Raw genomic sequence first — 23,742 nt, 5'->3', positions numbered from 1 at the left:
GGCAGATCAGCGGCGGAAACGTTCGCCGTTGAAGTAGGTCAGTTCCACGAAGTCGGTGCCGTTGTGGTCCTGCGGCCCGTAGCGCAGGTCGAACCCGCCCATCTCGAAGGGGCGCATGGTGTGCAGGGCCTCCACCAGCTTCTCGCGCGTGGCGGTGCGGCCTGCACGGCGCAGGCCCTCGATCATCAAGCGGCCGCTGATGTAGCCCTCCAGCGACGAGTAGTTGGGCTGCGCACCGTCCACGCGCTTGAGCGCTGCCTGGTAAGCCTTGACCAGCGGAATGGCAACCGCATCGGGGTTGGGCACCACTTGGGCCACCGTGATGCCCGTGGCGGCCTCGCCCAGTGCGGCCAGCAGGGGGCGCGTGCCCAGGAACGAGATGGAGAACGGTGGCGCCTTCACCCGCTGGCGCAGCTGCTGGTAGAAGGGAATACCCATGGCGCCGACGCAGAGCGACACCATCGAGTTGGGCTGGTAGGCCGCGATCTCGTCGACCGCCTTCTTCAGGCCGTCGGCCGTCTCTGCCACTAGAAACGGGCGCCACTGGGTGTTGTTGTGCTGCTTGGCCGCGGCCTCAAAAGCCGCCAGCGTGGCTTTGCCGAAGGGGTTGTCGAAGTAGGCGACGGCGCAGCGCGTGGCACCCGTGGTGCTCAGGTGCTGCACGATCTTGTTCAATTCCTGCGCATAGCTGGCGCGGGCATGGAACACCAGCGGGTTGAACGGGCGCAGGGCGTCTGAGCCAGTGGCCGGCGCGATCAGCGGAATGCGGGCAGCGGCTACAACTGGCAGTGCGCCCATCACACTGGTGGTACCGCCGCAGGCCAGCAGTGCGAACGCGCGCTCCTGCTCGACCAGGCGTTTGGCGTTTTCGGTGGCCTTCGTGGGGTCGCCACCGTCGTCCAGGCTGAGGAACTCGAGGCGTCGGCCCTCCACCCCGCCGCGTTCATTGGCTTCTGCAAACGCCGCGGCAATCCCCTTGTTCATCTCGACAAACGGAAAGGCCAGTGGCCCTGTGAGCGCAGCCGTTTGACCAATGCGCCAGGTGTCGGCCTGCTGCGCCTGTGCGGCCCACGGCGCGGCCAGCGTGGTGGCCGATGCCCAGGCAAGGGCCTGGCGGCGGGTGGTGCGGACAGTCTGGACGTTGGGATGCATGGTGTCTCCTGGGCATGTTGGGCAGGGTCTTTGCAGTCCTGCGGTGTTGCGCAGCAGTATGGAGGGGGGGCCTCACCAGGTGTGTGCGGGGAAACACCGGCAGCGCCGGGCCTCTCGTCGCCTGGGCGACTACCCAGGCCGCAGGCCGCACACCGCGGCGCATTGCCTGGGCGCTTTGCACTGGCTTTGGGGGCGCGGGCGCCCGGTTGGAAAGGGATGCGCTACATTTGTCCAAGACAAAACTACTGGGCTTGGATCGACCGATCGGGCCCACCGCCGCATGACCCCTTTTCTGCCCAAGACATCGCCCGTCGCCGTGCTTCTGCGCTGGTGCGTGCTGCTGGCTGCGGCCGTGTTGCTGGCCGGATGTGCCACCGGGCTGCCCGCAGGGCTCACGCCTGTGAAAGGATTTGAGCTCGCCCGTTACGAGGGGCGCTGGTTCGAAATTGCCCGGCTGGACCACCGTTTTGAACGCGGCCTGACCGATGTCACGGCACAGTACCGGGCGCAGCCGGATGGCAGCGTGGAAGTCATCAACCGCGGCTGGGACACGCGCAGCAACCAGTGGAAGGAGGCGCGCGGCCGTGCCGTGTTCCAAGGCGATCCGGGCACGGCTTCGCTCAAGGTGTCGTTTTTTGGCCCGTTCTATGGCGGCTACCACGTGATCGCACTGGACACCGACTACCGCTGGGCACTGGTGTCCGGGCCGGATCGTGATTACCTGTGGATTCTGGCGCGAGACCGGCAGATCGATCCCGCCGTGCGCGAGCGCCTTGTCGGACAGGCCCGCCAGGCAGGCTTTGCAGTGGATCAGCTGATTTGGGTGTCCCACCAGCGGGAGGTATTGCCATGAGTGCACAGCGCAGCGTAGCGGTGGTGGGCGCTGGTCTGTCGGGCTTGGCCTGTGCCAGTGCCGCGGAGGCCGGTGGTTGGTCGGTACGGGTGTTTGACAAGAGCCGTGGACCGTCAGGCCGCATGAGCACCCGGCGCGGCGACGGTTGGCAGTGCGACCACGGAGCCCAGTATTTCACCGCGCGGGACCTGGGTTTTCGCGCCGAGGTCGAACGCTGGCAGCAGGCCGGTGTGGCCGCCTTGTGGAGCCCCCGCATTGCCAGCTGGGACGGCACGCAATGGCGCTCTCCCAGCACGGCCCTGGACCGCTTTGTGGGCACGCCCCGCATGACGGCCCCAGCCGGGTGGCTCGCCCAACAGCTGGTGCATCCTGTGCAGACAAGCACCACGGTGCGCGCTCTGCATCGGGACGGTGATCGGTGGGCGCTCGATACGCTGGAGCACGGGCTGTTGGCCGAGCGCTTCGACTACGTGGTCCTGGCCATGCCTGCGCCCCAGGCCAAAGTCTTGTGTGCGCCTGTGGCGCCCGCGTTGGCCGCGTTGGCCGAAAGCGCCCGTATGCGTGGTTGCTGGGCCCTGATGCTGCAGTACGGCACCCCCTTGGCGCTGCCGGTCGATGCGGCTTTTGTCAACGCTGGCCCGCTGCGCTGGGTGGCCCGCGACACCACCAAGCCGGGCCGTGCCGGGCCGGAAACCTGGCTTCTGCATGCAAGCCCAGAGTGGAGCGAGGCGCACATCGAGGATGCTCCTGAGACAGCGGCCGCGGCCTTGATCGAGGCGTTTGCCGCGCTGGGGGCTCCGGAGCCTGATGCCTGGACGGCGCACCGGTGGCGCTATGCAGACACCGAAGTCCCGCTCGATTGCGGCCATGGCTGGGATGCAGCCGCGGGCCTTGGAATATGCGGCGACTGGCTTGCGGGCGGCAAGGTGGAAGGGGCCTGGCGCAGTGGTCGCTCGCTGGCGTCGGCCTTGCTCGCTGCGGCCGCGTCCGGCGCTTGAGGAGCCTGCCGTGCGCATGCGCAAGAAGTCCGAACTGCCCCACAAACTGTGCCAGCACTGCAGCCGCCCGTTTGCCTGGCGCAAGAAGTGGGAGCGCGACTGGGAGCAGGTGCGTTACTGCTCGGACCGCTGCCGCAGCGCTGGCCCGGCGAAGACCGGAGGCTCTGCATGAGCGGTACGGCGCTGTACTGGTTCCGCAACGACTTGCGCCTGCACGACGCCCCGGCGTTGCGGGCCGCAGCGGCGGCTTCATCCGCGCTGCTGCCCGTGGTGTGCCTGCCGCCGCGCAGCCTCACAGCCTGGGGCTTTGAGCGTGTGGGCGTGCACCGGCGAGTCTGGTGGGAGCAGGCTGTGGCCGCGCTCGCAGAGCAGCTGCGTGCCATGGGCAGCGACCTTCTGGTCTGCCAGGGGCCAGCAGCGCAGGTGCTGCCAGCGCTCGCGCAGGCCGCTGGCACGTCGCTGGTGCACTGTGAAGCCATTGGCGCCCCGGAGGAAGAGGCCGAGATCGACGCCTTGCGCGCATCAGGCTTGCGCGTGCAACCCCGCTGGCAGTCCACCCTGTTTGAACCGGCGGCCCTGCCGTTTGGTGTGCGCCGGTTGCCCCCCGTTTTCAGCAGCTTTCGCCAGCAGCTCGAGCGCCAGCGTGTGCGGCCGGCGCAGCCGCTTCCTGTGCTCTCGCAAGCGCCCGCGCTGCCGGGTGATATGGCCTCCGTTCGCCTGGCTGCCCAGGCGTTTGCGCCGGCGCCGGCGGCGCAGCCGCCCGTGCTGCCGCAGGCCAGTTCCTTCCCGTACACCGCGTCACAATGCCACGGTGGCGAGCCTGCGGCCCTGGCCTTCGTGCAGCGCTACCTGGACCGCAGACTGGCCCTCACCTATAAAGCAACACGCAACGGATTGCAGGGCCTGGATTACTCGACCAAGTGGTCCCCGTGGCTGGCGAGCGGAGCGCTTTCGGTGCGCGAGGCGCAGGCGCGGCTCACAGCGTTTGAGCAGGCCCATGGGGCCAATGAGGGTACAGCCTGGATTACGGTCGAGCTTTTGTGGCGTGATTATTTCCGTTGGCTGCACCTGCAGCACGGTCGCGCGCTGTACCGTGAGCAGGGGCTGAGTGCGCAGCCCATGGCCCGCGGCCATGTGCGCCACCTGCAGCGCTGGTGCGAGGGCCGCACCGGAGAGCCCCTGGTGGACGCTGCCATGCGCGAGTTGCGTGCCACCGGCTACCTGAGCAACCGGCTGCGCCAGGTGGCCGCCAGCTTCTGGCTGCATGAGCTGGAAGGCGACTGGCGTGCTGGCGCGGCGTGGTACGAGTCGCAATTGATCGACTACGACGTCTACAGCAACCAGGGCAACTGGCTCTACATTGCGGGCCGAGGCACCGACCCGCGGGGCGGGCGCCGTTTCAATCCGGCCAAGCAGGCGGCCGATTACGACCCGGACGGCCGCTACCGGGCGCTGTGGGGCACCGCATGACGGCACAGACCACCACCCCGGTCCACACCCTGCGGCTGGTGCTGGGCGATCAGCTGCACATCGGACATTCATGGTTTGCGCAACCGGATACCGGGGTGGTGTACACGCTGATGGAAGTCCGCCAGGAGACGGACTACGTGCTGCACCATGCGCAGAAGGTGCTGGCCATCTTTGCGGCGATGCGTGCGTTTGCACAGACCCTTCGCGATGCAGGGCACCGTGTCCGCTACGTGACCATCGATGATCCCAGCAACCGGCAGCGCATCGACGCCAACCTGGAAGCACTGGCCTCGCACTACGGCGCCGCCTGCATTGAAACCATTGCACCTGATGAGTGGCGCCTCGACGAAGCGCTGCGGACCTGGGGCGCTGACTGGGCGCGGCGTACGGGCGGACGCTTCAACATGGTGGACAGCGAGCACTTTCTGTGTGCGCGCGACGACGTGGCGCGCACTTTTGCGCAGCGTCGGCAGTGGCTGATGGAACACTTCTATCGTCAGATGCGCCGCCGCTACGGCGTGCTGATGGACAGTGCGGACACGCCCGCTGGCGGGCAGTGGAACTACGACCACGACAACCGTGAGCCTTGGCGCGGCGACCCGCCAGAGCTGCCCGACAACCGCCCGGTGCACGACCTTCGGGCGCTCTGGGCCACCATCGAGGCTGCGGGCGTCAAGACTTTCGGCAGCCCCAATGCCGAGACCTTGCGCTGGCCGCTCACACGCGGTGAAGCGCTGGAGGGCCTGCACGATTTCGTGCAGCGACGCCTGCCCCACTTCGGGCGCTTTGAGGATGCCATGCACAGCCAGGCGCAGAGGCTGTTCCATTCGCTGTTGTCGTTTGCGCTCAACATCAAGCTGCTGCACCCGCGCGAGGTGATCGCGGCGGCCGAGCAGGCCTGGCGTGACGGCCAGGTGCCGCTGGCGGCGGCCGAAGGCTTCATCCGGCAGATCCTCGGATGGCGCGAGTACGTGCGTGGCATTTACTGGGCGCAGATGCCTGGCTACGACGAGCGCAACGCCCTGGGCCATAACCAGCCCTTGCCCGACTGGTTCTGGACCGGCCGCACACGCATGCGCTGCCTGTCGGAATGCGTGGGCGCTTCGCTGCAGAACGCCTATGCCCACCACATCCAGCGGCTGATGGTGATCGGCAACTTTGCGCTGCTGGCAGGGCTCAGCCCCCAGGCCGTGCACCGTTGGTACTTGGGCGTGTACATCGATGCCTTTGAGTGGGTGGAGTTGCCCAACACGCTGGGCATGAGCCAGTTTGCCGACGGCGGACTGCTGGCCACCAAGCCCTATGTCAGCAGCGCGGCGTACATCGACCGCATGAGCGATTACTGCAAGGGCTGCGCCTATGACCGCAAGGCCCGTACGGGCGAGGGGGCATGTCCCTTCAACGCGCTGTATTGGGATTTTTTTGCACGGCACGAAGCCCGCCTGGGCCGCAATGCGCGTGTGGCGCTGGTGTACCGCCAATTGGACCGCATGCGGGGCGCCGAGCTGGACGCTGTGCGGGAGCGCGCGGCCCAGGTGCGTGCTCAGTTGGATGCGCTCTGACGGAAGGAACTTGGCCGATGGTGTTGTCTTCGTTTCCGGATGGCTTTCGTGCGCTGGTCGTGGGGGCTCGCGGTGCGATCGGAGAGGCCTTTGTTGCCCAGCTGCAAGGGGTTTCGCACTGTGGGGGCGTGACCGCCATTCACCGCCAGAGCGAGCCGCCGCTGGATCTTGAGGACGAGGGTTCCGTTGCGCGTGCAGCGCAGGCGCTGCGCGCGCGCGGACCTTTTCATCTGGTGCTGGTGGCCACCGGCTTGCTGCACACACCGCAGTTCTTGCCGGAAAAGCGCCTGGGCCAGCTGCACATGGCGCAGATGGTGCAGACATTCCGGGTCAACACCTTCGGCCCGGCCTTGCTGCTCGCGCACCTGGCACCTCTGCTGGCGCGCGAGCGTGCGGTGTTCGGCGTGCTGTCGGCCAAGGTGGGCAGCATCGGCGACAACCGCTTGGGGGGCTGGTACAGCTACCGGGCTTCCAAGGCGGCGCTCAACATGGTGCTCAAGACCGCGGCCATCGAGTTGCAGCGCCAGCAGCCGAACACGGTGCTGGTCGCTTTGCACCCGGGCACCGTGGATTCGGCGCTTTCAGCGCCGTTCCGCGGGGGCGAAATCGGCCGGCCGGCCGCGCTGGCGGCCCAGCAGATGCTGGCGGTGGTCGACAGCCTGGTGCCCGCCGATAGCGGCAGCTTCGTGGCATACGACGGGCAGCGCCTGCCCTGGTGAGCCGCCGTCAGCTTCGGTTGCGGCGCAGCCAGGGCTCAGAGGCTGCCTGGCAGGCCCGGCGATAGGCACGCAAGGTGGCCTCGGCCCGTTGGTAGACCGTGGCTGCGGTGCCCTGCGTACCGCTCTGGCTGGCCACTGCCGCGTCGGCGGGCGTGCTCGGCAGACGATACGGAATGCCGGAGGGCTGTCCTGTGAGCAACGCCACACCGTCGCTCACATGCTCGATGGCATGCACGACGAAGCGGCCAGCCCGCACGGCCTCCACCACCCGGGGGTGCAGCATCAGATGCCGGCGGTTGCGAGCCGGGATCAGCACCCCCTGGCGGCCGGTCAGGCCTGCACGCGAGCAGGTCTCGAACCAGCCTTCGATCTTTTCGTTGATCCCGCCCACCGGCAACACTTCGCCGTGCTGGTTGAGCGCCCCGGTCACCGCGATGCCCTGCAACAGGGGCAGCCCTGCCAGGCAGGACATGAGCGCATAAAACTCGGCGCAGGATGCCGAGTCTCCCTCGACACCGCTGTACTCCTGCTCGAACACGATGGAGGCATTGAGCGCGAGCGGTGCCACGGGACCGAACAGCGAGGTGAGATAGCTGTGCAGAATGAGCACGCCCTTGTCGTGGATGGGCCCTGACATGTCCACTTCGCGCTCGATGTTCAGCAACCCTTCGAGCCCGGCAAACGTGCGCGCGGTGATGCGCACCGGAAAGCCGAAACGGTAGTCTCCCAGGTCGATCTGCGTCAGCGCATTGATCTGCCCGATTTCGCCGCCGTCGAGCGTGATCAGCCGCTCGCCCTCGGTCACCGACTCGTGCAGTTCCTCTTCGGGCAGGTTGTGGCGCAGCCGCTGTGCCTCCAGGGCCGCCTCTACATCGGACGCCTGGACCAGCGTCACTCCTCTGCGCTGTGCTTGGTTGGCGGCTTCGATGACCAACGCTTCTGTGCGTCCGAACCGGGCCGACTGGCGCCGCTGGTCGTCGGCGTCGCGGTGGGACTGCTCAATCACCCGGGCGACTGCGCCGGCTGCGAACGGAGGCAGGCCCTGCGCGTGGCACAGGCGCGCCACAAGCACTGCGCTCGCGTGGCGCGTCTGTGGTGTGGCAAGAAAGCGGTCGTTGAAGTCCACCTTGATGCGCAGGCGGCGCGCCGTATCGGGGTCGGCATCCTGCAAGGCGTAATACTCCTCCACCGAGCCGATGAGGACCAGCTTTACATCCACGGCGATCGGTTCGGGCTGCAATGCGGCGGAAGTACCACTGCTACTGGACACCGCCTCGCCCGGCTGCAGCCGTTGGCAACGGAGAAAGCGTCGCACCCTCGGCCACAAGCCTTCTTCTGCCATCACGTCGCGCAGATGGACCATCAGAAAACCGCCGTGTGCCTGCAACAGGCTGCCAGCGTGGATGCACGAGAGATCGGCTTGTGGAGGGTCGGTATCCGGCAGTGTCTCGATCGAGCCGAAGAGGCTGCGGCCTTGGGGGTGGTCTTCAACACACACCGGGGCATGGGTCAGCAGCGCGTTGTCCACCAGCAGGTGCGGGCGCAAGGTGGCCAGCAGGTGCGTGGCCTGGTCCTTGCGCTCCTGCTCCGCATCGTCGTCGGTGTGTGCGGCATCCTGGAAGGGCGCTATCAGGTTGAGCGCATTCAGTACAGCGTCCTCCACTTGCTTGCACCAGACCTGCAGGCGTTCGGCTTGAACGGGTTCGGGATGCAGCGATGTGCGCAGCGCATCCAGATCGGCGCGCAACATCGGCTGCACGGCGTCACGGCGCAGCTGCGCCAACGCCTGGTCGCGCCGAAGTTCATCCGGCTGGACGGTCTGCATGAAGTCGTCGATGGCACGCCGCAGCGCCCCCTCGGCCGCTTCGACTGCGCTGCGCTTGTCTGCAGGCCATGCATCGGCCTCGGCGGCAGTCACCCCGCTGCCCTCGGCTCCGAGCAGAGTGAAGACCAATTGGCCGTCGTCGCGAGACAGGCGAAAGCCTTGTTCGCGGGCGAAGGCTTCCAGCGTGGCGAACGCCGTGCTTTCGCGGGTTTTCGCCTGCTGCTGGATGCTTGCGGCCTGCGCCCGGTGCTCCGGCCTGGCCAGTTGCTGCGCGATCTGTGTGGGCCATTGCGCAGCCAGAGCCGCCATGCCATCGCGCAGGCGCCGGCCCTGGCCTGCGGGCAGGCGCAGAGCCCAGGGCTGCTGGGGGGGGTCAGGGCGGTGCAGATAGAGCAGGTCGGGTGGTACGGGGCGTCTGCTTGCGGCCTCGTGCATCGCCTGCAGCATGAGCGACATGCGCCCGCTACCGGATTCCCCGAGCACGAACAGGTGGAAGTCGGCCTGTTGCAGAGACAGCCCGAGGCTCGCGGCGGCCTGCGCTCTTTCCTGGCCTATCCAGGGCAGGGGCTCGTGGTGGAGGCCTTCGGTGCTGTCAAAGCCCAGCGACGAGGGGTCGATATGCAGTCGCAGCTGCTCGGCAGGAATCGAAAAGGCGGCCATGGGAGAGCAATGCGGGCGCGTACGCCCTTGTGAAGAGCCCCGCTTCCATGCAGGACCGAAGGGCGCATGTTACGGCCTGGCAACGCCAGGACGGCGCCCGTTGCGCACCAGGTGCGGGTCCCGTGCCGGATCAGTGTGCAACGGGACAGCGCCCAGCCGGGGCGCCGCCCTGGCGCGCATGCTCGCGCGCGGCCTCCAGAGCAGCCTTGTCTGGCGCGGCGGTGGGCCATCCGGATAGGTGCTGTTGGGTCACAGCGCTCAGTGCCGTGATCCAGTCGGGGCGGTCGTTGAGGCAGGGGATGTAGTGGAATTCCTGGCCCCCGGCGTGCAGGAAGGCCTCGCGCGCCTCCTGGTTGATCTCTTCCAGGGTCTCGAGGCAGTCGCTTGTGAAGCCGGGGCACACCACGTCGACCCTGCGCACGCCCTTGCGGCCCATTTCGATCAAGGTCGGCTCGGTGTAGGGCTCCAGCCACTTGGCCTTGCCAAAGCGGGACTGGAACGTGAGCCGGTAGCGGTCCGGACGCAGGCCCAGTCGCTCGGCCAGCAAGCGCGCTGTTTTGTGGCTTTCGCAGTGGTAGGGGTCGCCCAGGTGCAGTGTGCGCTCAGGCACACCGTGAAAACTCATGACCAGTTGGTCGGGCTGGCCATGCGCCTTCCAGTGTTCTTCCACGGAACGGGCCAGCGCTTCGATGTAGCCCGGATGGTCGTGGTAGTGGTTCACGAAGCGCAGCTCCGGAACATTGCGGGTGCGCGAAGCCCAGGCGTACACCGCATCGAAAACGCTGGCGGTGGTGGTGCCCGAATACTGCGGGTACAGCGGTAGGATCAGGATCCGTGTCGCACCTTCGGCTTTGAGCGCGTCGAGTTGCGATGCGATCGACGGGTTGCCGTAGCGCATGGCATGCCGCACCCAGACAGCGTGCCCGGCTTCGCCCAGCCAGCCCTGCAGCAGCAAGCCCTGTTTGCGCGTCCATTGGGCCAGGGGCGAGCCATCTGGCCCCCAGATGCTTGCGTACTTGGCGGCCGACTTGGCGGGACGCACGCGCAGGATGATGCCGTGCAGGATCGGCCACCAGATCAGCCGGGGGATCTCGACCACCCGGTGGTCGGCCAGAAACTGCCCGAGGTAGCGCCGCAGGGCTGGCGCCGTGGGCTCATCGGGGGTGCCGAGGTTGCACAGCAGAACCGCAGTGCGTGCGGCCTGGCCATGCTCGTAGGGAGGTTCACTGTGAAACGGAGAGCGCATCCGACCATTGTGGCAAAAGCCCGCTGGCCCCGTGGCTGCTGGAGTATTCTCAGCCGCACCATGGATGCTTTGCCCCCTTCACCCACCGTGTTAGCCCCGCTCGACTGGGAGCCAGCCCGGGTGCGTGCCATTACCCTCGACCTGGACGACACCCTGTGGCCGATATGGCCCACCATTGCGCGCGCTGAGGCAATCCTGCATGCGTGGCTGCAGCAACATGCGCCTGCCACCGCCCTTCGGCTGGGAGATGCCCGGCAGTTGCGCGCCGTGCGTGAATGCATGGTGTCACTGCGGCCAGATCTCCAGCACGACCTGTCAGCCCTGCGCCGCGAGTCGATCCGGCTGGCGCTGCAGGAGTCCGGGGACGACCCGGCGCTGGCAGAGCCAGCCTTCGATCTGTTTTTTGCCGAACGCCAGCGCGTGGACCTGTTTGATGACGTGCTGGAGGCGCTGGACGCGCTGGCTGCCCGTTATCCCATCGTGGCACTTTCCAATGGCAATGCGGATGTGGTTCGTGTTGGGCTGGGGCGGTATTTCAGGCACAGCGTCAGTGCCCGAGAGTTCGGCGTGCCCAAGCCCGATCCGCGGATCTTCCACGCGGCCGCTGCGCACGCTGGGGTGCCCAGTGCGGCGGTGCTGCATGTGGGCGACGACGCGCATCTGGACGTGCAGGGAGCCTTGCAGGCCGGCATGCAGGCCGCCTGGGTGAACCGGCAGGGGGCGGCCTGGGAGCACGCCTTCCGCGCGCACCTTGAGGTGCCCGATTTGCACGCCTTGCGCGCGGCGCTCTGACGGCGGTCAACCTCCTGGCGGATGTGCTGCACCAGCGCGGTGCGCTCATGGCGCACAATCGTGGCTGGCCGCGATTGTCTCCTTCGGCGCGCCCGCGGGGCGCAGGCGGTCCTTTCGACGCCCGACCATGCCCACTCCACCCCCCTTTGTTCCGCCGGTGCGCCGCATCGGCCTGCTGCAACCGCTGGCCTGGCTGGCACTGGCCTGGCGCGACATGGCGCGCGCTGGCTGGATCAGCTTTGGCCATGGGCTGGCGCTCACCCTCTTTGGTGCAGCCATCCTGTGGGTGGGGCGCGACCGTTTCTGGCTCATGGCGGGAGCGCTTTCCGGCTTTCTGGTGGTGGCGCCGGTGCTGGCGACCAGCTTCTATGCGCTGAGCCGCGCGATCGAGAGGCGCGAGCCGGCCGACAGCGCCGTGGTGTGGCGTACCTGGACGCGCTGGCAGGGCACGCGCGGCCGCGAGTACTGGTGCCTGGTGCACTTCGGTTTGCTGCTGGCGTTGGCCGCGACGGGGTGGGTGCTGACCTCGGCGGCGCTCATCATCGCGTTTGCGCCCCAGCCTGTGCTCAAGCCCATGGACTTCGTGCTGCATGTGATGCTGGCGCGCGAGGGGTGGCTGTTTGAGGCCTGGATGGCGCTTGGCAGCCTGCTGGCCGCGCCGATTTTTGCCTCTAGCGTGGTGGCCATGCCCTTGCTGCTGGACCGCCGCGCCACGGTGCTGCAGGCCGTGCTCACCAGTTGGCAGGCGGTGGTGACCAATCCACTGCCCATGGCGATCTGGGCAGCGCTCATCCTCGGGTTCACGTTGCTGGGCCTGGGCTCGCTGCTGCTGGGCCTGATTCCCATCATGCCCATGCTGGGACATGCCAGCTGGCACGCCTATCGCGACCTGGTCGATGTGTCCGGTCTGCCTGCCCGCGAGCCAGAAGGAGCGGAGGGTGCGCAGTGATCTTTGGCTTTACCGAGGCGGAGATTGCCAGCTTCTTCCTCACCTACGGCGTGGGAGCATTCATGCTCTACATGCTCTTCATCATCGGCCAGCTTGCGTGGCAATCGAAAGCGGGACGCTTCGGGGCGTTTGTGATATTTCTGGGCCTGGGTTTCGGCATGCTGGGTTTTGTGGCCAAGGGCATCATCCAGTGGGTGCTGGAGCATTGAACGGCGATGACTGCACACGACACGCCCCCTGCTGAAATGACCGCTCTCCTGACCCGCGCCGAACACAGCGGCTACACCGAGACATCCAGCCATGCGGATGTGATGGACTTCGTGTCCCAGCTTCAGTCACGGCACGACCCCCGGCTGCATGTGGCGTATTTTGGTACGTCTCCCGAAGGCCGTGCACTTCCCTTGCTCGTGCTCTCCGGTCGTGGCTTGCACACGCCTGAGCAGGCCCATGCGTCGGGCATTCCGGTCGTGCTCGTGATCTGTGGCATCCATGCTGGGGAGGTCGAAGGCAAAGAGGCCGCGCTCATGTGGGTGCGGGACCTGCTGGGCGGTGCGCAGGGCGATGTGCTGGACCACTGCACGCTGGTGGTGGTGCCCTTGTTCAATGCGGACGGGAACGAGCGACTGAGCCCCGAGAACCGCGCCCTCGACCTGTCCCGCCTGTCTGGGCAGGACGGACCTGCCCTGGTGGGTACGCGCAACACAGCGGCCGGGATCAATCTCAACCGCGATTACATCCGGCAGGAGGCCGCGGAATCGCGTCTGTTGCAGCAGCAGGTGTACCTGCGCTGGAACCCGCACCTCACCATCGACTGCCACGCGACCAACGGGTCTATCCACCGGTATGCGCTGACCTACGACATTCCGCACACCGAGCACAGCGGCCGCCGCGAGCCCGTGGCCTACATGCGCGAGCGCATGATGCCGGCCGTGCAGGAGGCGGTTCGCCAGCGGGACGGGCTGGATCTGTTCTGGTACGGCAACTTCGTGCGGGACGAGGGCGGCCAGGGCCAGGGCTGGATCACCTACACGCACCATCCCCGTTTTGGTTGCAACTACCGTGGGTTGGGCAACCGCCTGGATTTGCTGCTGGAAGCCTACGCCTACATCAGCTTCCGCGAGCGGGTCGCGGTCACATACGCGGTGCTGCGTGAGGCTTTGCGCTACGTGGCACAGCATGCGGAGGAGATCGTGGCGTTGCTGGCGGAGTGCAGCATGCCGCCGGACGAAGTCGCGGTGCGTTATCGCCTCGACCCCTATCCCGATCACAGTGTCCGTGTGCTGACCCGGGAGCCTTACACCCTGCACGGAAACCCTATTGAGGTGGACGTGCCGCACTACGCGCATTTTGTGCCTACCGCGGTGGTGCCGCGGCCCTGGGCGTATGCCGTGCCCGGCGCGCTGGCCGGGTTTCTGCGCGGACACGGACTGACACTCACGCGCATGGCAAGCGGCACGCCCCTGGAGGTCGAGGTGCCGCTGATGCAGGGCATGGTCAGCGAACCCGGTCCAGGCATTCTGGAATCGCAGGCCAGCACCCACTGGGATACCCGCTGGATGCCGGGGCGCCGCGCGCTGCCAGAGGGGTGGTGCGTGGTGGAGACCCAGCAGCCCCGTGGGGCGGTGGCCGTGTACCTGTGCGAAGCCGGCAGCGACGACGGTATCGTCTCCAACGGTCTGTTGGGTGAGCCTGTGCCCGGCCAAGAGTGGCCCGTGTGGCGCATCCTGCGGTCTCCGCAGGGCTAGCGCGGCGGTCAGGGCAGAGGGGCGATCAGGAGCCTCTCAGGGGGCCAGCGCAGAGCGCACCGCGCCTTCCAGCGTGGCCGGGTAGGGGCCATCGACATAGTCGCCACAGGCCGTCAGGCCCGGCAGTATCTGCCGGGGCGGGCGTGCCAATGCGGGTGTGCAGGCAAAGGTGGCGCGCTTTTCCACAATGGTCTGCACGACCTGTGGGCGGTTCACGCCGAACATGCCCAGCGCACGCCGGGCCTGGGCCAACACCTGGGTCTCCAGCAGGCCGCGGTCGGTGCTGCTGGCGCTGATGACAAAGGCCATCAGCCCGGACGGGCCGTCGAGCTGGCCTCGGTCAAACGCAAAGTGCGCGGGCTCCTGCGTGCTGTGCCGCAAGGACAGCATGGGCAGCGGCAAACGCACGCCGGGTTCCCACAGATACACGGTGGTAATGGCCTCAAAGCGCAGTGCGTCCGCGCGGGCGCACCAGTGGGCAGCCGCTTGCAGATCGCCTGCGCCCAGCCCGCTGGCTCCGGCCACGAGGCGCGACGTTTCCCACGACGGACAGGCCATGACCACGGTGTCGTAGCTGGGCGGGGCTGCGCCGGTTTCGCCTTCGACGCCCAGCAGGGTCCAGCCGCCTGCGGGCCGTTGTGCCAGGCCTTGCACGCGCCGGCCCAGATGCACGTTGCAGCCCCGGGCGCGCAGCCAATCGGCCGCTGCTTCAGGCCAGAGCCGACCCAGATCGGTGCGGGGCAGCAGCAGGTGGGAGCCGCCGCGGCCTGCAAACAGGCTGTCCTGCAGCACCCGCAGGAACACGGCGCCGCTCGCCTCGGCCGCGGGGGTGTTCAAGGCCGACACGCACAGCGGGTCGATGAATTCGTCAATCAGGCGGCGCGGGAGGCGCTGGCACAGCTGGCGCACCGTCACCTCGGGCGCACAGCAAAAGCCTTGCAGGCGCCAGCGCGCCGCGGTCTGCAACAGCGCCAGCCGTTCGCCCCACGTCCAGCCGCGCGCCTGCGCAATGCCTGCGAGCGCGTCCCAGGGGGGCGGCAGGTCGGGCATGCGCAGGCCGCTGCGGTCGGGGTACTGGAGCGCCAGCGGCATGCGCAGCAGCAGCCGCTCGGGCGCCAGGCCCACGGTGCGCATCAGGGCCAGGCAGTCGCGGTAGGCGCCGACCAGGATGTGCTGGCCGTTGTCGAGCATCACGGCGCGTCCGTCGGGCAGCCGCGCCGGAACGCTGCGGGCGCGGCCCCCGAGGGTGCGTGCCGCCTCGTACACGGTGATCTGCGCGCCCTGGCCGTGCCAGTGCATGGCCGCGGCCATGCCGGCCCATCCGCCGCCCACGATGGCTACGCGCGGCGCCGTTGCGCCGCTGGTGCTGGAAGCGCTGTGCATCGTCAGGACATGCGGCCCAGGGCCTGCACCTTCCAGGCCAGCCAGAACTTGCGCAGCGGCGTGAGACGGATGCGCTGGTGCAGCACCTGGAAGTTCTCGTGCTCGATCTCGCGCAGCAGTGTGCGGTAGATGTTGGCCATCATCAGACCGGGCTTTTGTGCGCGGCGGTCGGCGTCGGGCAGCATGCGCAGCGCTTCGTCGTACAGCCGGTGCGCGCGTTCGGCCTGAAAACGCATGAGTGCGGTGAACCGCTCCGAGTACTCGCGCTTGAGAATCTCGTGCGCCTTCACATCGAACTGCTGCAGTTCGTTGACAGGCAGGTAAATGCGGCCCCGCATGGCGTCTTCGCCCACGTCGCGAATGATGTTGGTGAGCTGGAAGGCCAGGCCCAGCGTGTGGGCGTAGGCGGTGGTGCGCTCGTCGGTTTGGCCGAAGATGCGTGCGGCCACTTCGCCCACCACACCGGCCACCAGATGGCAGTAGCGCTGAAGGCCAGGAAAGTCGAGATAGCGCGTCTGCTCCAGATCCATCTGGCAGCCGTCGATCACGGCGTTCAGGTGCCGGGCTTCGATGCCATAGGCTTGCAGGTGCGGCAGCAGGGCCTGCGTCACCGGGTGGGTGGGCTGGCCTGCCAGGCAGCGGCCCACTTCGGCCTTCCACCAGGCGAGCTTGGTGTGGGCCACCCCGGCGTCCGAGACTTCGTCCACCACGTCGTCCACTTCACGGCAGAAGGCGTAAAACGCCGTAATGGCCGCGCGCCGTGGCGCGGGCAGGAAGAGGAACGCGTAATAAAAGCTGCTGCCCGAGGCAACGGCTTTCTGCTGGACATACTGCTCAGGGGTCATGGGCGGCGATTGTCCCATGGGCTTGCCAGCCCCTGGCGCCCCCGGGCCTCAGCACTCGACGACGTTCACGGCCAGGCCGCCGCGGGAGGTTTCCTTGTACTTGACCTTCATGTCCGCGCCGGTCTGCATCATGGTTTTGATGACCTTGTCGAGCGAGACCACGTGCGTGCCGTCGCCGCGCAGCGCCATGCGGGCGGCGTTGATGGCTTTGATCGCGCCCATGGCGTTGCGCTCGATGCACGGGATCTGCACCAGCCCGCCCACAGGGTCGCAGGTCATGCCCAGGTTGTGTTCCATGCCGATTTCGGCAGCGTTTTCGACCTGGGCCGGAGTGCCGCCCAGCACGGCGGCCAGTGCGCCGGCCGCCATCGAGCAGGCCACGCCCACCTCGCCCTGGCAGCCCACCTCGGCGCCCGAAAGCGAGGCGTTTTCCTTGTAGATCAGGCCAATCGCGCCGGCCGTGAGCAAAAAGTCCACGATGCCATCGTCGTGCGCGCCCGGCACAAAGCGCGCGTAGTAGTGCAGCACGGCGGGTACCACCCCGGCAGCGCCGTTGGTGGGCGCGGTCACCACGCGGCCGCCGGCGGCGTTTTCCTCGTTCACGGCCATGGCGTACAGATTCACCCAGTCGAGCATGGACAGCGGGTCGCGCAGGCTGGCTTCGGGCTGGCTCGACAGCTTGTGGTGCAGTTCGGCCGCGCGGCGACGCACGTGCAGCGGGCCGGGCAGCTCGCCGGTGATGCCGCAGCCGCGGCGCACGGCCGCGGCCATGGTGTCCCACACCTGTAGCAGGCGGCGGCGCACTTCGGCCGGGGCGAGCCAGTGCGCTTCGTTGGCGGCCATGACCTGCGCCACGCTCAGGCCGTGGGTGCGGCACTGCTCCAGCAGTTCGGCCCCGGTGCGAAACGGGTAGGGCAGTCCCAGGCCATGCCCAGCCGTGGCCGGGTCTGCCAGCTGCGGCCGCGAGAACACCCGCTCGCCACGTTCGTCCACCACGAAGCCGCCGCCCACCGAGTAGTAGGTGGCGCTGGCCAGCACCTGGCCTGCGGTGTCGGTGGCGGTGAAGCTCAGGCCGTTGGGGTGAAAGGGCAATGTCTTGCGCCGAAACAGCAGGTGCTCACGCGGCACGAAGCGGAGGGCGTGCGTGCCGAGTAACTGCAGCTGCCCGCCAGAGTGCAAGGCACGCAGCAGGGGGTCGATGGCGTCCGGGTCCAGCGTGTCCGGCTCCAGGCCCGACAGGCCCAGCAGCACAGCCCGGTCGGTGCCGTGGCCGATGCCCGTGGCCGAGAGCGAACCGAATAGCTCTACGGTGACGGCGTGCACGCTGGCGAGGCCGCCAGGGCTGGCGGCCAGCTGGCCGGCAAAGTGCCGCGCCGCGATCATGGGGCCCACCGTGTGGGAGCTCGAAGGGCCGATGCCGATCTTGAAGAGGTCGAAAACGCTGACGGTCATGGGTCGGTGCAAAAGGGGCCGGGTGGGCCTGTGGGACAACCGCTGCCCGGGTAGGGCGCAGGCGGGCATCAGCCGCGTGGCACGGCCCCGGGTGGGGGCGCGTTGCGCCGGTGCGCTTGTGTGCCGGGCCTGCGGGCTGAGGACGCCGAGGGCCTTGTTGCTGATGCCATGCCTGATGCTGGCGGGGCGTGCCGCGCGAGGCTAGCGGCTCGCGTGCCCGGGCGCACCCGCGCTATCCCTGAGGGCGGGCTGCGCGGGCCCGCAGACGCAGGCATACGGGGCTTCGCAGTCAAGCATATTTGCTATAAAATTGATAGCTGCTCGTGCTTGATTAATAAGCACAAACGGCCATTTGGCGTGATTCCCCAAGCTGGCGGTAGGCGCCGCGGCAGGCCGTGCTTCAGCCCGCCTTGCGGCCCATGAATCTTTCTTACGCCCGGCGCTGGCGGCGCATGGCCAGTGCGCGGCCGAGCATCAGCGCTGCGTCCCCCAGGCCGATCACGGGGCGTGTGGTGAGACTGGCCCCGCGCAGGGCGTCCACCTTGTCGAGGATGCGCAGTCCGCCCTGCACCACCAGGCGCAGTTCCCATCCAGCACGCCCAGGCAACTGGTGCACCAGCGGTGCGCCCTCCAGCATGAGGCGACGCGCCCAGGCACTGAGGTCGAGGATCAGCCGGGCGTTCTCGGGTGTGCATTGGCGGGCTGCCAGGTCGGCGGGGTGGGCCTGGTGCGCGCTGCAGTCGCTGCGAGGCAGGTAGTGGCGGCCGCGGGGAATGTCCACGCTCAGGTCTTGCCAGAAGTTGGCCAACTGCAAGGCGGTACAGATGGCGTCGCTCTGCGCCAGCGCGCTGGGGCCCTGCACGCCATAGAGGTGCAGCAGCAGCCGCCCCACCGGGTTGGCCGAGCGGCGGCAGTAGTCCAGCAATTCGGCACGGTCGGCGTAGCCGGTGGCGTCGCGGGTTTTTTCCACGTCCTGCACAAAGGCGCTGAGCAGATCTGCCAGCAGCGGTACGGGCAACTGGTGCGTGCGCAGTGCGTGTTGCAGTGGGCCGAATACGCTGGCCCACCGCGGCACAGGCGTGGCGCCTGCCACGACGGCATGCAGTTCTGTGGCGTAGGCCTGCAGATCGGCCAGGCGCTCGGCCGGTGTCGCATCGCCTTCGTCCGCAATGTCGTCCGCTGTGCGGGCAAACGCGTAAATGGCCGCAATGGGCGGGCGCAGCGCGGGCGGGCAGAGCCACGAGGCCACCGGAAAGTTTTCGTAGTGGGTCACCGCCGCAGCGGTGGTGGGGACGGCAGGGGTGTTCACAGGTGGGCGAGTGGCGAGGTGTGCGCAATGGGGGATCGCGTGCTCTGTCCGTGTCTCTGGGCTCGGGCCGCGACAGCGCCGTCCGATTGTCGCCTTGCCCGTGGGGCCGGATGCGGCGGGGGTTGGCTCCGCCCCACCTTCGCGCGGCCAAGGGCGCTGGGCTGCGGCCATCGTAGCCGTCCACGAAGAGCTTCGGCGGCCTGCGATTGTTTCGCACGGGGAAAGGCTGCGTTGCTTGACAAGCTGTAACGCTTTCTCCTAGATTACTAACCAGTCAGTCATTAAAGTGGGAGAGTGCGCACGCCCAAGGCGTGCGCACTCTCCACGCTGAATGGCTTTGTGCTTCCGTCGCCCCGGACTTCCCATGAACCAGTTGACTCCTCGCCGGCCCGCGCCTGGCACCCTCCGCAGGCCGCTGGCCGCCACCTTCATGGCCTTGGTTGCCGCGGTTGCCCTGAGCGCCTGCTCCCGACCCGCGCCACCCGAAGAGCCAGTGCGTTCCGTGAAGCTCATGACCGTGGGCGTGGGGGCGTTGCAGGCGCAGGTGGAGTACGCTGGCGAGGTGCGTGCCCGCGTCGAATCCCGCCTGGGCTTCCGCGTGGCGGGCAAGCTGGTGAAGCGGCATGTTGAAGTGGGCCAGCGCGTGAAGCCGGGCCAGTTGCTGGCCGAACTGGATCCGCAGGACTATCAACTCGCCGTGGAAGCGGCCCGTGCGCAGGTGGCATCGGCCACCACGCAGCGCGATCTGGCTGCGGCCGACTTCAAGCGCTATCAGGCTCTGCGCGAGCAGAACTTCATCAGCGGAGCCGAACTGGAGCGGCGCGAGGCATCGCTCAAGGCGGCGCAGGCGACGCTCGATCAGGCGCGCGCCCAGCTCGCCTCTCAGGGCAACCAGACCAGCTATACCCGGTTGGTGGCCGATGGCGCAGGTGTCGTCACGGCAGTTGATACCGAAATCGGTCAGGTGGTAGCGGCCGGTGCTCCCGTGGTGCGGGTGGCGCTGGATGGGCCACGCGATGTGGTGTTTGCCGTGCCCGAGGACAAGGTCGCGCTGGTGGCCGCAGGGCAAGAGGTGCGCGTGCGCGGCTGGACCGCCACGGACACGCAGACCGGACGCGTGCGTGAGGTTGCGGCCAGCGCTGACCCCGCCACGCGCACCTACCAGGTCAAGGTGGCCATCGAGGGCGCGTCGCCCGCGCTGGGCTCTACTGTCACGGTCGTGCCGCAGGCACTTAGCCATGCGGGGCTGGCGGCCATCAAGCTGCCCACGACAGCGCTGCGCCAGGAAGGCAGCGGCACGGCGGTGTGGTTGTACGACGCTGCCAGCGGCACGGTGCGCTCGCAGCCGGTGCAGATTGCCACGGCCGACGGCAACGAGGCGGTGGTGGCAGCCGGTTTGCAACCCGGCCAGCAGGTGGTGGCGGCGGGCGTGCATGTGCTGTCGCCCGGCCAGAAGGTGGTGCCCTACCAGCCGCGCAATGCGTCTGCGCCCACAGCGGCGCCCGCGCAAACGGCCGTACAGCCTGCTGTGCCCGCGTCGGGCGCGTCTGCAGCCGTTGTGAAGTGAGGCAGCCATGACGCGCGCCACGCCCCAGGGGGGCTTCAACCTGTCGCAATGGGCCATCGAACACCCCGCGCTCACGCGCTACCTGATGGTGGTGCTCATGCTGTTGGGCTTCGCCGCCTACTTTCAGCTGGGGCAGGACGAAGATCCGCCCTTTACCTTTCGCGCCATGGTGGTGCGCACCTATTGGCCTGGTGCCACGGCCCAGCAGGTGGCTGAGCAGGTCACCGACAAGATCGAGCGCACGCTGCAGGAAGTGCCTTACGCCGACAAGATCCGCAGCTACAGCAAGCCCGGCGAGTCGCAGATCATCTTCCAGATCAAGGACTCGTCACGTGCCAACGAGGTGGCCAACGTCTGGTACACCGTGCGCAAGAAGGTGGGCGACATGCGCTATACCTTGCCGCAGGGGGTGCAGGGGCCGTTCTTCAACGACGATTTTGGCGATGTGTACGGCGTGATCTACGCGCTGGAATCAGAAGGTTTCAGCTACGCCGAACTCAAGAGCTTTGCCGACGACGTGCGCCAGCAACTGCTGCGCGTGCCCGATGTGGCCAAGGTCGAACTCTTCGGGGCGCAGGAAGAAAAGCTCTTTGTCGAAATCTCGCAAAAGCGCCTGTCGCAGCTCGGCCTGGACATGAACCAGGTGCTGGCGCAACTGGGCCAGCAAAACGCGGTGGAGCCAGCGGGGGCCGTGCAGACGCCGCGCGACCAGGTGCTGGTGCGCGTGGGCGGGCAGTTCAACGCCATCGAGGACCTCCAGGCCATGCCGATACGGGGGCCTTCTGGGGCGCAACTGCGCCTGGGCGATATTGCGGAGATCCGGCGGGGCTACTCGGATCCCCCGGGCGTGAAGGTGCGCCACCAGGGTCAGGAGGTGATCGCCCTGGGGGTGTCCATGGCCAAGGGGGGCGACATCATTGCGCTCGGCAAGGCGCTGCGCGCCGCGGCGGCACGCATCGAATCGGGCCTGCCCGCGGGCGTGAAGCTGGTGAACGTGCAGGACCAGCCCAAGGCCGTGTCCACCTCGGTGAACGAGTTCGTCAAGGTGTTGATCGAAGCGGTGGTCATCGTGCTGGCCGTGAGCTTTGTCAGCCTGGGGCTGCACAAGCGCCCGGGCCAGCATCCGTGGTGGCGCCGTTGGTACATCGACCCTCGGCCCGGGCTGGTGGTGGGCATCACCATCCCCCTGGTGCTGGCCGTGACCTTTCTGGCCATGTGGTACTGGAACATCGGGCTTCACAAGATCTCGCTGGGCTCGCTGATCATCGCCCTGGGCCTGCTGGTGGACGACGCGATCATCGCCGTCGAGATGATGGTGCTCAAGCTCGAAGAGGGCTACGACAAGGTGCGTGCGGCAACCTTCGCTTACGAGATCACGGCCATGCCCATGCTGACGGGCACCTTGATCACGGCCGCTGGCTTTCTGCCCATCGGCATCGCCAAGTCGGTGACGGGCGAGTACACGTTCGCCATTTTTGCGGTGACGGTGATCGCGCTGGTGCTCAGCTGGATCGTCTCGGTGTACTTTGTTCCGTACCTGGGCACGCTGCTGCTGCGCGTACCGCCACACATCCAGGCGGCGCAGGCCAACCCCGGGGTGACCGACGACCCGCATGAGGTCTTTGACAGCCCGTTCTACACCGCCTTCCGCCGGCTGGTGGATTGGTGTGTGCAGCACCGCTGGATCACCATCGGCGCGACGCTGCTCACCTTTGCGTTGGGCATTGTGGGCATGGGCAAGGTGCAGCAGCAGTTCTTTCCGGACTCGAGCCGACCCGAAATTCTGGTGGACGCCTGGTTCCCCGAGGGCACCTCTTTCGCAGGCAACGAAGAGGTCACGCGCCGGCTTGAGGCCCGGCTGATGCAGTTGCCCGGCGTGCAGACCGTGAGCACCTGGGTGGGGTCGGGTGTTCCGCGTTTCTACTTGCCGCTGGACCAGGTGTTCCCACAGACCAACGTCTCGCAGTTCATCGTGGTACCACAGGATTTGCGCACCCGCGAAGTCCTGCGCGCGCAGCTGCCCGCTGTGCTAGCGCAGGAGTTCCCCGAGGTGCGGGGGCGTGTCAAGCTGCTGCCCAACGGGCCGCCGGTTCCGTATCCGGTGCAGTTTCGCGTGGTCGGGCCCGAGCCCACGGGCCTGCGGGCGCGCGCCGACGAGGTCAAGGCCGTGCTGCGCGAGAGTCCCAACATGCGCGGCGTGAACGACAACTGGAACGAATCGGTGAAGGTGCTGCGGCTTGAGGTGGACCAGGCCAAGGCGCGCGCGTTGGGCGTGACCAGCCAGTCGATTGCCCAGGCCTCGCGCACGATCCTCTCGGGCACTCCGATCGGGCAGTACCGCGAGGGCGACAAGCTCATCGAAATCCTGCTGCGCCAGCCGCTGGACGAGCGCAACGCCATCACGGACATCGCCAACGCCTACTTGCCCACCGCGTCTGGCAAGTCGATCCCGCTCACGCAGATCGCCAAGCCCGTGTTCACTTGGGAGCCCGGGGTGATGTGGCGCGAAAACCGCGACTACGCCATCACCGTTCAGGGCGACGTGTCGGAGGGCTTGCAGGGAGCCACTGTCACGGCGCAATTGCTGCCGGGCCTGCGTGCGCTGGAGCAGCGCTGGCGGGATGCCGGCCAGACAGGCTACCGCATTGAAGTGGCTGGGGCCGTGGAAGAAAGCTCCAAGGGCTCGGCATCGATTGCGGCCGGCGTGCCCATCATGCTGTTCATCACCTTCACCTTGCTGATGCTGCAACTGCAGAGCTTCAGCCGGGCGATGCTGGTGTTCCTCACCGGGCCATTGGGTCTGGCGGGGGTGGCCGCCGCTTTGCTGTTGCTGAATCGGCCCTTCGGTTTCGTGGCACTGCTGGGCGTGATCGCGCTGATGGGCATGATCCAGCGCAACTCGGTCATCCTGATCGACCAGATTGAGCAGGACCGCCGCCGCGGCGTGCCAGCCTGGGATGCGATTGTCGAGTCCGCCGTGCGCCGTCTGCGGCCCATCGTGCTGACGGCGGCCGCAGCCGTGCTGGCCATGATCCCGCTGTCGCGCAGCGTGTTCTGGGGGCCGATGGCTGTGGCCATCATGGGCGGCCTGATCGTCGCCACCGTGCTGACGCTTTTGGCCTTGCCCGCCATGTACGCGGCCTGGTTCCGCGTGCGCAGGCCTGAACCCGAAGTGCCCGAAGCGACGGCTTGAGCGAGATGCCCTTTGGCATCAG

Annotated in this window: 19 protein-coding genes; 12 read left to right on the top strand and 7 right to left on the bottom strand. The window is 67.6% G+C overall.

Annotated elements, in window-relative coordinates; genetic code table 11:
• Positions 1-6: 6 nt before the first annotated feature.
• Positions 7-1,152, bottom strand: a complete 1,146-nt coding sequence (locus tag ABD866_RS15515) for an ABC transporter substrate-binding protein (RefSeq protein WP_345067204.1) — start codon at positions 1,150-1,152, stop codon at positions 7-9.
• Positions 1,153-1,432: 280 nt separating this feature from the next.
• Here ABD866_RS15515 and ABD866_RS15510 point away from each other — a divergent pair, with 280 nt between their 5' ends.
• From ABD866_RS15510 to ABD866_RS15490, 6 genes are read left to right on the top strand one after another with little or no spacing between them, the layout of a single operon-like run.
• Complete coding sequence (locus ABD866_RS15510) at positions 1,433-2,005, top strand: lipocalin family protein (RefSeq protein WP_345067201.1); 573 nt, start codon at positions 1,433-1,435, stop codon at positions 2,003-2,005.
• The gene (locus ABD866_RS15505) at positions 2,002-3,003 is read left to right on the top strand and encodes an NAD(P)/FAD-dependent oxidoreductase (RefSeq protein WP_345067199.1); all 1,002 of its coding nucleotides are present in this window, start codon (positions 2,002-2,004) and stop codon (positions 3,001-3,003) included. Before ABD866_RS15510 ends, ABD866_RS15505 begins: the two co-directional genes overlap by 4 nt.
• 16 nt (positions 3,004-3,019) lie before the next feature.
• Entirely contained in the window at positions 3,020-3,175 is a 156-nt protein-coding gene (locus tag ABD866_RS16350; RefSeq protein WP_425549603.1) for a DUF2256 domain-containing protein, read from the top strand.
• Positions 3,172-4,473 carry a DASH family cryptochrome gene (locus tag ABD866_RS15500; protein ID WP_425549601.1) on the top strand — a complete coding sequence of 434 codons (1,302 nt, stop codon included), beginning with the start codon at positions 3,172-3,174 and terminating at the stop codon, positions 4,471-4,473. The genes ABD866_RS16350 and ABD866_RS15500 overlap by 4 nt, the downstream gene beginning before the upstream one ends.
• On the top strand, positions 4,470-6,035 hold the full coding sequence (locus ABD866_RS15495; RefSeq protein ID WP_345067193.1) for a cryptochrome/photolyase family protein: 1,566 nt from the start codon (positions 4,470-4,472) through the stop codon (positions 6,033-6,035). The genes ABD866_RS15500 and ABD866_RS15495 overlap by 4 nt, the downstream gene beginning before the upstream one ends.
• Before the next feature lie 17 nt (positions 6,036-6,052).
• Positions 6,053-6,754: an SDR family NAD(P)-dependent oxidoreductase gene (locus tag ABD866_RS15490; RefSeq protein WP_345067190.1), complete on the top strand. Its 702-nt coding sequence runs from the start codon at positions 6,053-6,055 to the stop codon at positions 6,752-6,754.
• A gap of 7 nt (positions 6,755-6,761) precedes the next feature.
• Here ABD866_RS15490 and ABD866_RS15485 read toward each other — a convergent pair whose 3' ends face one another.
• Complete coding sequence (locus tag ABD866_RS15485; protein ID WP_345067187.1) at positions 6,762-9,239, bottom strand: Lon protease family protein; 2,478 nt, start codon at positions 9,237-9,239, stop codon at positions 6,762-6,764.
• A 130-nt stretch (positions 9,240-9,369) separates the two neighbouring features.
• Complete coding sequence (hemH, locus tag ABD866_RS15480; protein WP_345067184.1) at positions 9,370-10,485, bottom strand: ferrochelatase; 1,116 nt, start codon at positions 10,483-10,485, stop codon at positions 9,370-9,372.
• Positions 10,486-10,545: 60 nt separating this feature from the next.
• Here hemH and ABD866_RS15475 point away from each other — a divergent pair, with 60 nt between their 5' ends.
• The 4 genes from ABD866_RS15475 to ABD866_RS15460 all read left to right on the top strand — a co-directional run bounded on the left by ABD866_RS15475 (position 10,546) and on the right by ABD866_RS15460 (position 13,971).
• Complete coding sequence (locus tag ABD866_RS15475; RefSeq protein ID WP_345067181.1) at positions 10,546-11,277, top strand: HAD family hydrolase; 732 nt, start codon at positions 10,546-10,548, stop codon at positions 11,275-11,277.
• A gap of 127 nt (positions 11,278-11,404) precedes the next feature.
• Entirely contained in the window at positions 11,405-12,226 is an 822-nt protein-coding gene (locus tag ABD866_RS15470) for a DUF2189 domain-containing protein (protein ID WP_345067178.1), read from the top strand.
• Positions 12,223-12,435, top strand: coding sequence for a DUF2788 domain-containing protein (locus tag ABD866_RS15465; RefSeq protein WP_345067175.1), 213 nt, complete (start codon positions 12,223-12,225; stop codon positions 12,433-12,435). The genes ABD866_RS15470 and ABD866_RS15465 overlap by 4 nt, the downstream gene beginning before the upstream one ends.
• Positions 12,436-12,471: 36 nt before the next feature.
• Entirely contained in the window at positions 12,472-13,971 is a 1,500-nt protein-coding gene (locus ABD866_RS15460) for a M14 family metallopeptidase (protein ID WP_345067173.1), read from the top strand.
• Between the two features lie 36 nt (positions 13,972-14,007).
• Here the strand turns inward: ABD866_RS15460 and hpnE are convergent, their stop codons facing one another.
• The 4 genes from hpnE to hpnC all read right to left on the bottom strand — a co-directional run bounded on the left by hpnE (position 14,008) and on the right by hpnC (position 18,960).
• Entirely contained in the window at positions 14,008-15,354 is a 1,347-nt protein-coding gene (gene hpnE / locus ABD866_RS15455) for a hydroxysqualene dehydroxylase HpnE (RefSeq protein WP_345067171.1), read from the bottom strand.
• Positions 15,355-15,356: 2 nt separating this feature from the next.
• Positions 15,357-16,199, bottom strand: a complete 843-nt coding sequence (hpnD, locus tag ABD866_RS15450) for a presqualene diphosphate synthase HpnD (protein WP_345067167.1) — start codon at positions 16,197-16,199, stop codon at positions 15,357-15,359.
• A gap of 48 nt (positions 16,200-16,247) precedes the next feature.
• Complete coding sequence (locus ABD866_RS15445; RefSeq protein ID WP_345067164.1) at positions 16,248-17,651, bottom strand: L-serine ammonia-lyase; 1,404 nt, start codon at positions 17,649-17,651, stop codon at positions 16,248-16,250.
• Positions 17,652-18,081: 430 nt separating this feature from the next.
• Positions 18,082-18,960: a squalene synthase HpnC gene (gene hpnC / locus ABD866_RS15440; RefSeq protein WP_345067162.1), complete on the bottom strand. Its 879-nt coding sequence runs from the start codon at positions 18,958-18,960 to the stop codon at positions 18,082-18,084.
• A 364-nt stretch (positions 18,961-19,324) separates the two neighbouring features.
• Here hpnC and ABD866_RS15435 point away from each other — a divergent pair, with 364 nt between their 5' ends.
• Both ABD866_RS15435 and ABD866_RS15430 read left to right on the top strand, forming a co-directional pair.
• The gene (locus ABD866_RS15435; protein ID WP_425549600.1) at positions 19,325-20,527 is read left to right on the top strand and encodes an efflux RND transporter periplasmic adaptor subunit; all 1,203 of its coding nucleotides are present in this window, start codon (positions 19,325-19,327) and stop codon (positions 20,525-20,527) included.
• A gap of 7 nt (positions 20,528-20,534) precedes the next feature.
• Entirely contained in the window at positions 20,535-23,720 is a 3,186-nt protein-coding gene (locus ABD866_RS15430) for an efflux RND transporter permease subunit (RefSeq protein ID WP_345067159.1), read from the top strand.
• Positions 23,721-23,742: the final 22 nt, after the last annotated feature.

The organism is Acidovorax lacteus (genome assembly GCF_039540375.1).
Lineage (GTDB): Bacteria > Pseudomonadota > Gammaproteobacteria > Burkholderiales > Burkholderiaceae_C > Acidovorax_G > Acidovorax_G lacteus.
The sequence above is the reverse complement of the archived record's forward strand: the minus strand, read 5'-3'. Positions and strand labels throughout refer to the sequence as shown.